This window comes from Stenotrophomonas sp. STEN063, assembly GCF_056854515.1.
The window spans coordinates 1-14,392 of record NZ_JBXFWF010000045.1 but is presented as its reverse complement, the minus strand read 5'-3'; the positions used below and the strand labels follow the sequence as shown (position 1 = coordinate 14,392).

The following is a 14,392-nucleotide window of genomic DNA, read 5'->3' as shown; positions in this document are numbered from 1 at the left end:
AGCGACCTGCCCAGGTTCGCAGTTGGATTGCCAAAAATTAAGATTTCGCGGCGGCTCTGTTTGGATCAGATGTAACCATCGGGGGTTCGATGCAGGACGAGTTGGTACTGGCGTTGGAGGATCTTGCACAGGGGCAGCAGCATCTGGCCGAAACGAGGATGCGCCAACTGCTTGCCCGGGCCCCTGATTTCGCGCCGGGCATGGAAGTGCTGGCGATGGCCTTGGCGGCGCAGGGACAACTCACGGAAGCGCGGGAGCTGTTCATGCGCGCTGCCGAGCTGCAGCCCGGGTCCTCTGGTGCCTGGATGAACCTGGGCAACGTCTGCCTCGAGGCTGGCGACCACGCCGCTGCCGAAGCGGCGTTCGTCCGTGCATCTGCCTTGGGCGCTGAAGATGTGGCGTGGCTGTTGGGTTATGGCTTGTCGCTGCTCGGCTTGGCGCAGTTTGGCGAGGCCAACCGGATACTGCAGGCAGCATTGATCAAGGAGCCAGAAGCTGCCGACGTGCGCCTGGCCTATGCGCAGAGCCTTGCTGAGATGGAGCGGTTTGAAGAACTCTCCCAATGTCTTCGCGGGATGAATGCGGATGCGTTGGATCCGGGCCAACGGCAGGCGTTTGCGTGGCTGCTGGCGCAGGCAGGCGACGATCTTGCTGCACAGGATGTTTACCGGCAGATCCTGCGTGAGGCGCCGGAAGCCATGGAGTCACGCGTGCAGTTTTCGCTGCTGCTGGAGCGACTGAATCGTGTCGATGAAGCCGACAACATACTGAAGGGCATCGCTGCGACCAGCGCAAGTGCGGTCACGGCAATGCATGCGCTCGCTGCCGCCCGCATCCTGCGCCGACAACAGCAATCGGATGCTGCAATCACCTGCCTTGCAACTGGACTGCAACGCCAGCTTGAGCCCGCAATGCGAGCGCAGCTGGGGTTTGAACTCGCCCGCAACCACGACCGGCTTGGGCAGGTTGACCTGGCAATGCAGGTGCTGTCGGCTGCACACACGGCGGCGGAAGCTGCATTCCAGCAGCGTTCGTCCGGGCATCAGCTGCCTGGCGTGCTGGACTGGCTGCAGCAGCGGCTGCGGCGGGCAGCAGCGGCGACCTGGCAGCAGGAGCGTGTTGATGGACTGCCCGAAGATCCTGCCTTTCTTGTCGGCTTCCCGCGTTCGGGAACAACCTTGTTGGAGCGCATGCTGGACGCGCATTCGCAGTTGGATGTGCTGGATGAGCGTCCCGCATTGGAAGTGGCAATCGAACAGTTGCGCGCTGCGGATGGCTGGCCAGGTGATGATCTGGACAAGGGGCTGTGCGAGCTTGCGCCATCTTCAATCCTGGCGCTGAGACGGCGCTACTGGAACGAAGTGCAACGCCATCTACAGCCGCAGGGACGGCTGGTGGACAAGTATCCCTTGACCATGACGCGACTGCCCTATGTGGCGCGCCTGTTTCCGAAGGCGGACTGGATACTGTTGTTGCGCCACCCATGCGACTGCGTGCTCAGTTGCTATATGCAGGCCTTTGGCAGCAACGGCGGGGCCAAGGCGTTCGCCACCCTGGAATCCACTGCGCGGACGTATGTCGAGATAATGGAGTGGTGGCATGAGCAGCGCGCTTACTCGCCTGCCCGCGTTCATACCCTGCGCTACGAAGATCTGGTTGGCGATGTCAGTGGAGAGCTGGCCAGGTTGATGGGTTTCCTTTGCTTGTCGGTGGAGCAACAACAGTTCGCTTTCGACAATCTCGCGGCGTCGCGAAGCCGGCGGATAAACACGCCCAGCTATTCACAGGTGGTGCAACCGCTCAATTCAGGGGCGGTTGGCAGGTGGCGCAGCTACCGCGCGCATTTCAACGAAGAAATTCTCGCAATGCTCGCGCCATGGGTCACGCGCTATGGCTATACGCTGGACTGAGCCTGCGGGAACCTCAGGTAGGTGGACAGGATGTACTTGTCCTGCTCCGGTGCTGGCCTTCCCTGGTGGGCATACAGCCAGTACGGCGGGAACATCAGCAGCCTGCCAGCGCGCGGAGCGACACCGGTATGCAGGCCCGGGAACCAGGTTTCTCCGCCGGTCTCGACATCATTGAGGTACCACAGGAAAACCAGATAGCGGTCGCAGACCTCATTGATCGAGTCGAAGTGGGTCTGGAATTTCTCCTCGCTGCCGGCACGGTAACGCTTCAGTATCAACGGGCTGAGCAGGGGGCTGTCAGGTATCGCGATCGGCAGGCCGACATCGGCGTTGTACTGGCGCAGGGCGTTGCTGACCAGCTGCCGGAAGTAGCTGAGGAAACCCGCGTCGGACAGGCGGCTCACGTCCAGCTCGGTCCAAGCGCTGTCATCCAGGCCCGGGCGTACCCCGCGGCCATTCCGTTGCTGGAACCGGGAGAGCGCGTTGAAGGACTCGATCAGCTTGCCGCACATCTCCGCAGGCAGGCTGTGCTCATAGGTGCGGATGTAGTGCCGGAGATCGCTGCCAGCAACATCCGCTGCGGCAGGAGCCGCAGCGGATGCCGGTATTGCTGATCCGGACTCAGAAACGGGCAGTCCAGCGCATCCAGTAGAAACGGCCGATTGCATCGTAGGTCCGCATATCCGTCGAGGCGTTGAAGCCAGAATAGATCAACGGCGGCTGGCGGTCAGTAAGATTGCGCACGCCGATCTGGATGGAGCTGTTCTTCAGGTCCTCGAAGCGGTAGCCGATCTGCAGGTCGGTCTGGGTGAAGGACGGAACCCGACGCTTGGCGACATAGCCCGGCTCGGTGACATCGGCCACGTCAGGCGCTTCGTACACATGGTGGACGTAGCGGGTGGTCAGGCTGGCGCTGAGGTTGCCACGCGACCAGGTCAGGTCATTGAGTGCGCGCCAGCGGGCCATGTTGCCGAAACCCGACGAGGCGTTGTCGACGAAGGTGCCTGCAAGGCCGGTGCTTTCCGGAATGCCCGGGAAGGCACCGACGTTGCTGCTCGGGTCACCGGCCAGCAGCTGCACGTCGTACTGGGCCAGATAGGTGGTATCCAGGTTCCAGCTGAACTTGCCCCATGCGCCTTCCGGGAAGACGTAGCGGAAACCGAGGTCCATGCCTGCGGTTTTCAACGTGCCGAAGTTGCCGGTGATGTTGGTCATCTGCGCAACGTCACCCGCGCTGTCGCGGACGAAGGTGTCACAGAAGCGACCAAAGTTGAAACACTGGTTCAGCAGTACGTTCTCGGGCAGGTTGGTGATGAACTTGTCCAGGTTCACGCGCCAGTAGTCGGCGGTGACGCTGAAGCCTTCCAGCCAGCTCGGACTGTAGACAAAGCCATAGGTGAACACGTCGCCTTCTTCCGGCACCAGCGCGGAGTTGGCAACCTGGAACGAGGTCACCTGGTTGTTGCTCTGGCGGAAGGAGCCGTCGGTCGGGACGCCTGCACAGGCCGTCGGATTGCCACCGGTGTAACCGTTGCAGGGATCGGTGTAGGTGCTGGCGCTGGGCACCGTGGGCGAGTAGAGGTCACCGATGGTGGGCGCGCGGAAGACATCCGCATAGGTGGCGCGGACCAGCAGGTCAGCGAACGGTTTCCACTCCATGCCGATCTTGGAGTTGGTGGTGCCGCCGAAGTTCGAGTAGTCCGAATAACGTGTACCCAACGAGAAGTTCAGCTTCTCGGCGAATGGCATGTCGGACAGCACCGGGATCAGCGCCTCGGCATAGATTTCATTGACGTCGAACTTGCCCGAGATGTCGCCGAAGGTACAGGCTTCCTGGGTGATTTTGCAGACCGTCTCCCCTGGCGGGATGATGGTCAGGAAGTCGCTGCTGGAGCTGGCTGATTCTTCGCGGCGTTCCACGCCCACCGCCAGTGATACCGCACCGGCCGGCAACTGGAACAGATCGCCGGTGACGTTGGCGTTGAAGACCTTCAGGTCGTTCTCGTTGCTGCTGTGGATGGTCGGGTTGATCAGCTCAAGCGCGGCCAGCTGTGCCTGGCCCACCGCGGTGTTCGGATCAGGCGCCGGGCCCATGAAGTTGACCGGCAGGCAGCCGGCGATGGCGGTTGCTGCATTGCCCGGCGTACGTACGCAGATGGGGTTGCCACTGACCGGGTCGATCATTGATGGGCCCAGTGCATCGGTCAGGCCAGGGCTGTACAGATAGCCGCGTACCGCGGATGTCTGTGGCGTGCGGCCGTAACCGTAGGAGGCATCCCACGACCAGCTGCTGTCACCGAAGGCACCGCGCAGGCCTGCGGTGATCTGGTAGGTCTCGGTTTCGAAGCGGGTGGTGCGGGTGGGGATGAAGTCGCGCAGACGCAGACGCGCATCGGTGATGTCCACGCCAAAGGGGTTGTAGAGGCTGTCTTTGCTGATCGGCACGTTGTCCACTGCTGCACGGCCATCGAAGGGTAGCGGTGCGATGAAGAACGAGGATTCAGTGCGCAGCCAGGAGCCGAGCAGGAAGGCCTCGATGTTGTCGGTGAGCTGGTAGTTGCCACTCATGAACAACGAGGTGCGTTCCTGCGGGGTCAGGTTGAGGTTGCCATCGGCCTGGAAGTTATAGACGTCCGTGTTCGGATTGAAGCAACGGAAGTCCGACGTCGAAGAGCCCGGGCGGCCGTCTATGCGGGTGAGGGTGACGTTCGCGCCGCTGCCGCAATTGGGGTCGGTCAGATCCACGCCGGTTGCCGATGCGCGTGGCACCACGTAACGACCGGTCAGGATACGGCTGGTACCGCCGATGCCCTTCTCGCCGGCATACAGCTGGTAGGGCTGGCTGGAGTAACTGCGATCGGCGGCACTGACCTGGTCTTCCTTGTCGTAGCTGGCACCCAGCATCAGGCGGCCTTTCTCTCCATGCAGGCCGAAGGTGGCATCAAAGCGCTGTGTGTCAGCGTCGCCGCGCGAGGAAATGCCATAGAACGCGCTGGCTTCCAGACCTTCGAAATCCTTGCGCAGGATGAAGTTGACCACGCCGCCGATGGCATCGGAGCCGTAGATGGCGGAGGCGCCATCCTTCAGGACTTCAACGCGCTCGATCAGCGCCATCGGGATGGAGTTCACGTCCACCGCGCCGTTGGCGTTGGAGATGGTGCCGATCCAGCGCTTGCCATCCACCAGTACCAATGAACGGTTCACACCCAGGCCGCGCAGGTCGACCGTGGCCGCGCCTGCGCCGCCGCCGTTGTTGACCTGTGGATTGGTTGCCGCGCCTGCGATGGCGGGAGTGCGCTGCAGGAACTCACCGACCGTGGCCGCGCCTGAGCTCTCGATGTTCTGCCGGTCGATGGTGAAGACGGGGCTGGAGGTTTCCAGATCGGCGCGCTTGATGCGCGAGCCGGTGACCTGAATGCGGTCCAGGTTGGTGGCTTCTTCTTTGGGTGCGGTGTCCTGTGCAAGGACGCTGCCCGTTGCTCCCAGAGCAAGGGCGGCAGTCGAAATTGGTAACAGTGCGAGGCGTACAGCTTGGCTCAGTGGCTGAATACTCACGTATGACTCTCCGCAAAGTGGTGCGAGGGAGTCACGAAATTACGAATTTTTAACTGCAACGAATGTGCGGATCCGGCCCTTGGCGATGTGCAAAAACTGACATTTGGTTTCAGTTGTCCATTCAGCCTCTCACCTGGGCTGTAACCAACCGGAACTCAGCGGGCCACGCGCCACGCCACCAGCAGCGCGAGGGCGAGCCAGATCAGCTCGCCCAGGCCATTGGCCAGCGACAGCAATGTCCGGGCGAAATGCGGACCCATCCGCAGCGCCGATTCCCAGGGCGTCAGCCCCATCGGGCCGCCGACATAGGCTGCTGCGATGAGCCAGTTGGCGGCCACGGCGATCAGCAGGGTGGCGAGTACAGCGACAGCAATGCGCGCCGGGCCGGCACGGAAGGCGCCCAGGCGCAGCATCCACGCCGCTTCCAGCGCGGCCAGCACAGCCATCCAGCCAGCCTGGGTGCCGGTGGCCAGGGCGGCAAACATCCAGGCAAGCGTCAGGGTGAGGCTTCCGAGCAGCAACAAAACAGGCCAGAGCCAATGGCGGCTACGGCTGGCCGAGGTGGACACAGGCGACATGGGCATTCCCGAACAGATTCCGCAGCATAGCGTTTCAGCGGCGATGACGCCCAGTCGGATAAAATGGGGCCATTGCGGGTAGCCACCGCGTCCCCATATCCATCTACATGTATTCCCGTAGCAGTGAACCTGTCCATTTTGAGCGTGATTGCCCGGCCGTGATGGTGCCGCAGGGCGATAGCGTGACCTTGCCGGCCGGCAGTTATGGCTATATCACCCAGGCACTGGGTGGCAGCTATACGGTGTTTGTCGAAGGCAATCTCTTCCGTATCGCCGGCAAGGACGGCGATGCCATCGGCAAGGAGCCCCCGCCGGGGCTGGAACTGCCCGATGACGCAGGCGACGAGGAGGTCGAGAAGCTGGTGTGGCAGCAGCTGCGCACCTGCTTCGATCCGGAAATTCCGTTCAACATCGTCGATCTTGGGCTTATCTACGAGGTTGATATCAAGCATCTGGATGACGGCCAGCGCGAGGTGGACGTCAAGATGACCTTGACCGCGCCGGGCTGCGGCATGGGCGAGATCCTGGTCGATGACGTGCGCAGCAAGCTGGAGATGATCCCGACGGTGGCCCAGGCCGACGTCGACCTGGTGTTCGACCCGCCGTGGGGACGCCACATGATGTCCGAGGCGGCGCGCCTGGAAACTGGCATGCTGTAAGGCCGCACCGGCGGCTGCCGGTGACGGTTTGTGCTGCACCCCCGTCGCCGCTGTGGCGTCGGGGCTGTCCCATCCCGCAATCTGGAAGGAATTATCCGGTGTCCCAGTCTTCGTTGAGCTTCGATGTCACCCGTTCGGACCATCCGCGTAGCGCCGAGGAGCGCGCCAAGATCCTGGAAAAGCCGGGCTTTGGTCTGCACTTCACCGACCACATGGTGGCCGTACGCTGGGACAAGGACACCGGCTGGCACAATGCGGCGGTAACGCCGTACGGTCCGATCTCGCTGGACCCGGCCGCTGCCGTGCTGCATTACGGCCAGGAAATCTTCGAAGGCATCAAGGCCTACCGTCACGCCGACGGCTCGGTCTGGACCTTCCGTCCGCAGGCCAATGCCGCGCGCCTGCAGCGCTCGGCGCGTCGTCTGGTGCTGCCGGAACTGCCGGCGGATATCTTCGTCGAGTCGCTCAAGCAGCTGGTCGCGCTGGACAAGGACTGGGTGTCCGATGCTGACGAAGCCAGCCTGTACTTCCGCCCGTTCATGATCGGCGACGAAGCCTTCCTCGGCGTGCGCGGTGCGCACAAGGCCACGTATTACGTGATCGCCAGCCCGGCCGGCCCGTACTTCGCCAAGGGCGTTGCGCCGGTGGCGATCTGGTTGTCCACCGACTACGCGCGCGCTGCCAAGGGCGGCACCGGTGCGGCCAAGTGCGGCGGCAACTACGCGGCTTCGCTGCTGCCGCAGCAGCAGGCGCAGGCGCAGGGCTGCTCGCAGGTGCTGTTCCTCGACCCGGTCGAGGGCAAGTACCTGGAAGAACTGGGCGGCATGAACGTGTTCCTGGTCTACGGCAAGGAAAACAAGCTGGTCACCCCGGCACTGTCGGGCAGCATCCTGGAAGGCATCACCCGCGAATCGCTGCTGCAGCTGGCCCGCGACCGCGGCATGAACGTGGAAGAGCGCCAGGTCACCATCGACGAGTGGAAGCAGGGCGTGAGCTCGGGCGAAATCACCGAGGTGTTTGCCTGCGGTACTGCTGCGGTGATCACTCCGATCGGCCAGCTCAAGGGCGAAGATTTCTCGGTCGGCGATATCAACGCGCCGGCCGGCGAGGTCACCATGTCGCTGCGCAAGGAACTGACCGACATCCAGTACGGCCGTCAGCCGGACCGTCACGGTTGGCTGGTGCGCCTGGACGCCTGAGCGTCCGGCCCGGGTAAGTGAATAGCCCGCTGCGGCCTGTCCGCAGCGGGTTTTTCTTTGTCCGGACACCCAGCCGTGCAAGCCAGCAGTACCAACGGATGCGTAAATTCTCTTTACGAATCACTCACTTGGGTAAACGTGACGGAGCAACAGTTTCTGTTGTAACCCTCTTGTTATCGATTCAGCCGCCATTTACTGTCCGCCAACGGATCGGTAACAGGGGACTGGTTCGGGTAGTTCTACCCGGGCAGCACAACCTCTTCGCATCTGGCAGGGCCCCCGGGTAGGACGCATGCCGCGCAAGCGGTTTCCTCTCACTGTGGAAGGGCTCATCAATGTCATCCAAATCGCGCCGTACGCTTGTTCGTGGATTGGTGGTTGTTGGCACTGCTTCGTTGTCGTCCCTGCTTCTGTGTGCGCCGGCCTGGGCCGGTGATGTGCATCTGGCCGGTCTGGATTCCGCGCCGACGCATCAGCGCTTCATCGTCAAATACCGCCAGGACAGCCGTCAGGCTGCAGGCGACGCGGCCCTGCAGAAGACCCTGGTCTCCGCTGCCCGCGCGCTGCCGACCCGCGCCGGCAAGAGTGTCGGCGTGCAGCACATGCGGCGACTGGCGGTAGGTGCGGATGTGGTCCGCGCTGATGCCAAGCTGGACCGTGTCGACGCCGAAACCCTGATGCGCAAGCTGGCTGCCGATCCGAACGTCGAGTACGTCGAGGTCGATCGCCTCAACACCATCCGCCTAACCCCGAACGACACCCGTTACGGCGAGCAGTGGGGCTATTCCGGCACCTATGGCATCAAGGCCAACCAGGCCTGGGATGTCACCAATGGCGCCGGTTCGGTGGTGGCGGTGCTGGACACCGGCATCACCGCCCACAGCGACCTGGCCGCCAACCTGCTGCCGGGCTATGACTTCATCAACGACACCACGGTGTCCAACGATGGCAATGGCCGCGACAACGATCCCAGCGATCCGGGTGATTGGGTAAGCGCCAACCAGTGTGGCGGCACCCATGCCGCGCAGAGCTCCAGTTGGCATGGCACGCATGTGGCTGGAACGATTGCTGCGGTCACCAACAACGCCAAGGGCGTTGCCGGCGTGGCGTATGGCGCCAAGATCGTGCCGGTGCGTGTGCTCGGTACCTGCGGTGGCTACGACTCGGATATTGCCGATGCCATCATCTGGGCTTCCGGTGGCACGGTATCCGGTGTGCCGGCCAATGCGAATCCGGCCGAGGTGATCAATCTCAGCCTGGGTGGCTCAGGTGCCTGTGGCAGCACCACGCAGGCAGCGATCAACGGCGCGGTCAGTCGCGGCACCACGCTGGTGATTGCTGCGGGCAACGACAACACCAATGTCTCCAACGCTTCGCCGGCCAACTGCAACAACGTGATCGCAGTGGCATCGACGACCAGCACCGGCGCACGTTCGAGCTTCTCCAACTACGGTGCATTGATCGATATCGCGGCTCCGGGTTCCAACATCCTGTCCACGCTCAACAGCGGCACCACCACGCCGGGCGCGGAAAGCTATGCGTCGTACAACGGCACATCGATGGCGACCCCGCACGTGGCTGGTGTTGTTGCATTGCTGCAGGCGGTTTCAACCACGCCGAAAACACCGGCTCAGGTCGAGGCCCTGATCAAGGCCAACGTCACTCCTTTCCCGTCCACGCCGTCGCAGAGCATCGGCCCTGGCATCCTCAATGCGAAGGCAGTGGTGGATGCGGCCAACGGCGGTGGCAATCCAAACCCGGGCGGCACGGTGCTGAACAATGGTGTGCCGATTACCGGTCTTTCCGGCGCTGCCAGCAGCACCCAGTACTTCACCGTGCAGGTGCCGGCGGGCGCGAGCAATCTGGTGATCGCCAGTTCCGGCGGCAGCGGTGACGCGGACATGTATGTGCGTGCCGGCAGCCAGCCGACCACGTCCACCTATGATTGCCGCCCGTACAAGACTGGCAATGCGGAGAGCTGCAGCTTCGCAACACCAGTGGCAGGCACCTACCACGTGATGTTGTCCGCCTACTCGGCATTCTCGGGTGTAAGCCTGCAGGCCAGCTGGAGTACTGGTGGCGGCAGCGGCGGTGTGCAGACCTATAGCAACGCAACTGCGGTCAACATCGTCGACAACGCCACCGTGGAGAGCGCCATCGCCGTCTCCGGGCGCACTGGCAACGCGCCTGCATCCACGCCGGTGACGGTGGATATCAGCCACACCTGGAAGGGTGATCTGAAGGTGGATCTGGTCGCGCCCGATGGCAGCGTCTACGTGCTGAGCAACTATGCCGGAGGCAGCGCGGACGATATCAAGCAGACCTTCAACGTGAACCTGTCCAGCGAAGCGCTCAATGGCAGCTGGAAGCTGCGCGTCAACGACAAGGCCAGTGGCGATACCGGCCGAATCAACAGTTGGTCGATCAGGTTCTGAGGTGCTTGTAGTTCAGGCGGCAGTTGATGCCTGATCGCGGATGCTGTCGCTCAGCTGCGATGTGATCCGGCCCCGGCGGTTTCGCCGGGGCCTTTTGTTTATTGCTTGACGGACTCCAGTGCACACGTTTCCCATGGCGTTCTGATTGGCAGGGTGCCTCCTTCGCCGCAGTCCTGTAGCCCGGGTAAGCGCAGCGCACCCGGGAGCAATGCCCCGGCGAACTTTCAGGCTCTCCGTCAACAGCCCCGGGTGCGCTGCGCTTACCCGGGCTACAGGCCGCGCGCTGCCCGCACGGGACTTTCGCGTTTCCGTTTGAAGCAGCGTGCTGGCCAGGAAGCTCTTGCCGATGTATTGCCGACAAGGAATACGGGCGTGCAAGCAGCGCTTAGGCGGTGAGCCGGTCGCTTGAGCTGAGGCATGTGGTGAGCAAGGGTTGTCAGCATCGATATTGGCAAAGATGCGTTGATGCACGCGGTGCACGCTTCCCTGACTGATTGATTGGGGAGTTATGACGGCGACGGGGACAGTGGTTTCAGTAGTACGCCGATGGGAGCGCGCAATCCGCCTGCCTACTGTCTGCAGGCGGATTGGCGAAGGGGCCGGTCCGGAGTGTTCTACCCGGGTATGGGCGTGCTGAGCACGCTGGGCACATCGGGCAGGACCGGCGCCGCGCATGCGGCAACTTCCATGCAGAAGGGTTCAACAATGTCATCCATTACGCGTCGTACGCTTCGCCGTGGGTTCGTGGCAGTTGGCACTGCTTCGCTGTTTCCCCTGCTGCTGTGCAAGCCGGCCTTGGCCGGTGAAGTGCACCTTGCAGGCTTGGACTCCGCACCTGCGCATCAACGCTTCATCGTCAAGCTCCGCCCGGACATGACTCGGATTGAAAGCAAGGTCGCGCTGGGCAACGTCTTGACCTCTGCCGCACGTGCGCTGCCGGTGAGCGCAGGCAAAACAGGGACGCTGCAGCACCTGCGCCGGTTGGCGGTTGGTGCGGACGTGGTGCAGGTGGACACCCCGCTGGATCGCATCGAGGCGCAAGCACTGATGCATCGTTTGGCTGCCGATCGCAATGTCGACCATGTCGAGCTTGATCGACGCCACACCATTGCTGCCATCCCGAACGACCCGCGGTTCGGCGAGCAATGGGGGCTGTCCGGAACCTATGGCATCAACGCCACCGAGGCTTGGGAAAATGCGAGCGGGGCGGGTGTGGTGGTGGCGGTACTGGATACCGGTATTGCCAGCCACAGCGACCTGAATGCCAATGTTCTGCCTGGCTATGACTTCATTGATGATATCGAGGTGGCCAATGATGGCGATGGCCGAGATGACGATGCAAGCGACCCTGGGGACTGGGTGACGGCCAACCAATGTGGTGGCAGCCACGGCGCGCAGAACTCCAGTTGGCATGGTACCCACGTAGCCGGCACCATCGCTGCAGTGGCCAACAACAGCAAGGGTGTGGCCGGCGTTGCACCTGGCGCCAGGGTCGTACCGGTACGTGTGCTGGGTCGCTGTGGTGGCTATACCTCGGATATTGCCGATGCAATTGTCTGGGCCGCTGGCGGGCAAGTGCCCGGCGTACCTGCAAATGCCAATCCGGCAGAGGTCATCAATCTCAGCCTTGGCGGTGCTGGTACCTGTGGCAGCACCATGCAGAACGCGATCAACAGCGCGACAGGCAAGGGCGCGACCCTGGTCATTGCGGCTGGCAACAGCAACAGCAACGTGGGCAATGCCTCGCCTGCCAACTGCAATAATGTCATCGCGGTTGCTGCCAGTGACAGCGTTGGCAAACGTTCGGTCTGGAGCAGCAGCCAGCAGTCAAACCATGGTCCACTGGTGGACGTCGCAGCGCCGGGCAGCTCCATTCTCTCCACGCTCAACAATGGCAGCAAGGGGCCGGCGGGCGAGAGCTACGCCTCCTATGGTGGAACCTCGATGGCGGCGCCGCATGTGGCTGGCGTGGTGGCGCTGGTGCAGCAGGTATCCAATCCCGTGCGTACGCCAACGGAGATTGAAGCCTTGATCAAGGCGACGGTGACTCCTTTTCCAGCTGCACCGGACCGGGATATCGGCGCCGGCATCGTCAATGCGCAAGCGGCTGTGGCCGTAGCCTTGGGTGGCCCGCTGCCACCGGAGCCGGAGCCAGACCCTGCAACTGAGCTGGAGAATGATGTGGCGCTGGCCGGATTGGCAGGCAGCAAGGGTAGCAACCGCTATTACAGCGTGCGGGTACCTGCGGGGGCGTCGAATCTGCTGATCAGCATTGCCGGTGGCAATGGCGACGCGGACCTGTACGTGCGCGCTGCCAGTCGTCCCACCGCCTCCACCTACGATTGCCGTCCGTTCAGTGCAGGCAATGCCGAGAGCTGCAGCATTCCCGTTCCTGTAGCGGGCACTTACCACGTCATGCTGACCGGCTACTCGGCGTACTCGGCCGTGCGTTTGAAGGCGAGTTGGGGGCTGCTGCCGGCGCAGACCTATAGCAGCAGCGAGGGGCTGGACATCCTCGACAACGACACGGTGGAAAGTGCGATCAACGTATCCGGGCGTACCGCCAACGCACCGGCAGCCACCCCGGTAACGGTGGATATCAGCCATAGCTGGCGGGGCGACCTGAAGGTGGAGCTGCTCGCGCCTGGCGGCCGCGCCTATCTGCTGAGCAACTACGAAGGAGGCAGTGCCGATGACATCAAGCAGACCTTCGAGGTCGATCTGTCCAGGGAGGCCTTGAATGGCGCCTGGAGGCTGCGCGTCAACGACAAGGCCAGTGGTGATACCGGGCGACTGAATGGCTGGTCGATCACCTTCTAGTGCAAGGCAACGCCCGTCAGCGTGGATGGGGCCGGTGCTGTCGCCGGACGCATGCCGGTGAGGGCACTCAGTCCTCGCAGATATCGGCGCAACTGGCCTGCAGGACCTGCAAGGCGTCGGCCGGGGCGATATCCAGCAGCAGGCCGCGTTGGCCCGCGTTGATATACAGCGTGTCGTGCTGCGCGGCGCTGGCGGCGAACACCACCTTGGCCGGCCGCTGCTGTGCAAAAGGACTGATGCCGCCGACCTTGTAGCCGCTGCGCTTTTCGGCTTCGGGGATATCCATCATCTGCGCGTGCTTGCCGCCGCAATGGGCGGCAAGCTTCTTCAGTGACAGGCGCTGATCGGAGGGAATCACCGCGATCAGCGGCTGCTTGTCCACCCACGCCATCAGCGTCTTGAACATACGCTGCGGGGCAATGCCCAGCGCCTGCGCTGCCGCCAGCCCCTTGCTGTCGACATCGGCCGAATAGTCATAGGCATGCACGCCATGGGCGATGCCTGCCTTGTCCAATGCGGCGGTGGCGCGGGTGCTTTTTGCCACTTACAGCGATTCGAAGCGGTTGGCGTCGACGTTCTTGCGGACCTTCTCCGGATTCCAGATGCGGCCGTTCATGGCGATGTAGACGCCTTCCGGCAACGACTGCACCGCGCCGATCGCACAGCCGATGTTGAACTCGGCATCGGAACCACGAAAACGTGCTGGGCTGAGTGCGCCGGTCATCACGATGGTCTTGCCGGGGATGGTGGCCAGCACCTTGCCGGTGGCGACCATCGAGTCGGTGCCGTGGGTGACCAGTACGTGGCGGGTTGGCTGCGCGGCGATGGTGGCGCGGATCAGTTCGCGGTCGTCGTCGCTGATGTGCAGCGAGTCCTTGCGCAGGATCGGGATCACATTGAAACGGAAGGTCACGCCCAGCTCGCGCAGGATCATGCCGATCTGCGGATCACCGATCTGGTAATCGGACTTGTCGTCGAAGTAGATCTTGTCGATCGTGCCACCGGTGGTGACGATCAGGAGTTCTTCCATCATTGCGGTAAATCCTTGCGGTGACTGCCAGCGGCACGGGCCGCGATGCTGCGAATGATAATGCCGCAGGCTGCGCCGGGCCACGTCAGGTCACATAGGTAGAGCCGCGGCCAGGGCCCCGGGGGGATGGCCGGGGGCGGCGGCGGGGTGGGTTTGGGGGCGGGGGGCCCCCCCCCGCCGCGGGGCCCCCGGCGGGCCCCCCGGGC

General features: G+C 63.1%; 10 protein-coding genes and 2 pseudogenes. 7 read left to right on the top strand and 5 right to left on the bottom strand.

All coding sequences use genetic code 11. The features are described from left to right. Nucleotides 1-89: 89 nt before the first annotated feature. Complete coding sequence (locus AC1VWL_RS12690) at nucleotides 90-1,910, top strand: sulfotransferase family protein (RefSeq protein ID WP_482986928.1); 1,821 nt, start codon at nucleotides 90-92, stop codon at nucleotides 1,908-1,910. Here AC1VWL_RS12690 and AC1VWL_RS12685 read toward each other — a convergent pair. The 3 genes from AC1VWL_RS12685 to AC1VWL_RS12675 all read right to left on the bottom strand — a co-directional run bounded on the left by AC1VWL_RS12685 (nucleotide 1,895) and on the right by AC1VWL_RS12675 (nucleotide 6,043). After that, complete coding sequence (locus tag AC1VWL_RS12685; RefSeq protein ID WP_482986927.1) at nucleotides 1,895-2,314, bottom strand: 2OG-Fe(II) oxygenase; 420 nt, start codon at nucleotides 2,312-2,314, stop codon at nucleotides 1,895-1,897. The genes AC1VWL_RS12690 and AC1VWL_RS12685 overlap by 16 nt on opposite strands. A 217-nt stretch (nucleotides 2,315-2,531) precedes the next feature. Further along, complete coding sequence (locus tag AC1VWL_RS12680) at nucleotides 2,532-5,465, bottom strand: TonB-dependent receptor domain-containing protein (RefSeq protein ID WP_482986926.1); 2,934 nt, start codon at nucleotides 5,463-5,465, stop codon at nucleotides 2,532-2,534. Nucleotides 5,466-5,620: 155 nt separating this feature from the next. Then, on the bottom strand, nucleotides 5,621-6,043 hold the full coding sequence (locus AC1VWL_RS12675; protein ID WP_482986925.1) for a hypothetical protein: 423 nt from the start codon (nucleotides 6,041-6,043) through the stop codon (nucleotides 5,621-5,623). Between the two features lie 107 nt (nucleotides 6,044-6,150). Between AC1VWL_RS12675 and sufT the strand changes: the two genes are divergently transcribed. The 6 genes and pseudogenes from sufT (at nucleotide 6,151) to AC1VWL_RS12645 (ending at nucleotide 13,156) form a co-directional block, all read left to right on the top strand. Continuing rightward, a complete protein-coding gene (sufT, locus tag AC1VWL_RS12670) occupies nucleotides 6,151-6,702 on the top strand; it encodes a putative Fe-S cluster assembly protein SufT (protein WP_282267108.1) in 552 nt (183 codons plus the stop codon). A 98-nt stretch (nucleotides 6,703-6,800) separates the two neighbouring features. Then, nucleotides 6,801-7,901, top strand: coding sequence for a branched-chain amino acid aminotransferase (locus AC1VWL_RS12665; protein WP_282267110.1), 1,101 nt, complete (start codon nucleotides 6,801-6,803; stop codon nucleotides 7,899-7,901). 335 nt (nucleotides 7,902-8,236) lie between these two features. Continuing rightward, a pseudogene (locus AC1VWL_RS12660) lies at nucleotides 8,237-9,970 on the top strand (S8 family peptidase); the annotation flags it as partial. A 24-nt stretch (nucleotides 9,971-9,994) separates the two neighbouring features. Next, the gene (locus tag AC1VWL_RS12655; protein ID WP_482986943.1) at nucleotides 9,995-10,336 is read left to right on the top strand and encodes a proprotein convertase P-domain-containing protein; all 342 of its coding nucleotides are present in this window, start codon (nucleotides 9,995-9,997) and stop codon (nucleotides 10,334-10,336) included. A 705-nt stretch (nucleotides 10,337-11,041) separates the two neighbouring features. After that, nucleotides 11,042-12,802 (top strand): annotated as a pseudogene (locus tag AC1VWL_RS12650) (S8 family peptidase); the annotation flags it as partial. Then, a complete protein-coding gene (locus tag AC1VWL_RS12645; RefSeq protein WP_482986942.1) occupies nucleotides 12,782-13,156 on the top strand; it encodes a proprotein convertase P-domain-containing protein in 375 nt (124 codons plus the stop codon). The pseudogene AC1VWL_RS12650 and the gene AC1VWL_RS12645, both read left to right, overlap by 21 nt. 67 nt (nucleotides 13,157-13,223) lie before the next feature. On the opposite strand, the gene ybaK is transcribed toward AC1VWL_RS12645, so the two are convergent. Further along, nucleotides 13,224-13,700: a Cys-tRNA(Pro) deacylase gene (ybaK, locus tag AC1VWL_RS12640; RefSeq protein WP_481615395.1), complete on the bottom strand. Its 477-nt coding sequence runs from the start codon at nucleotides 13,698-13,700 to the stop codon at nucleotides 13,224-13,226. Then, nucleotides 13,701-14,186 carry an asparaginase domain-containing protein gene (locus AC1VWL_RS12635; protein ID WP_282267147.1) on the bottom strand — a complete coding sequence of 162 codons (486 nt, stop codon included), beginning with the start codon at nucleotides 14,184-14,186 and terminating at the stop codon, nucleotides 13,701-13,703. It lies immediately after the preceding gene. Between the last annotated feature and the right edge of the window lie 206 nt (nucleotides 14,187-14,392).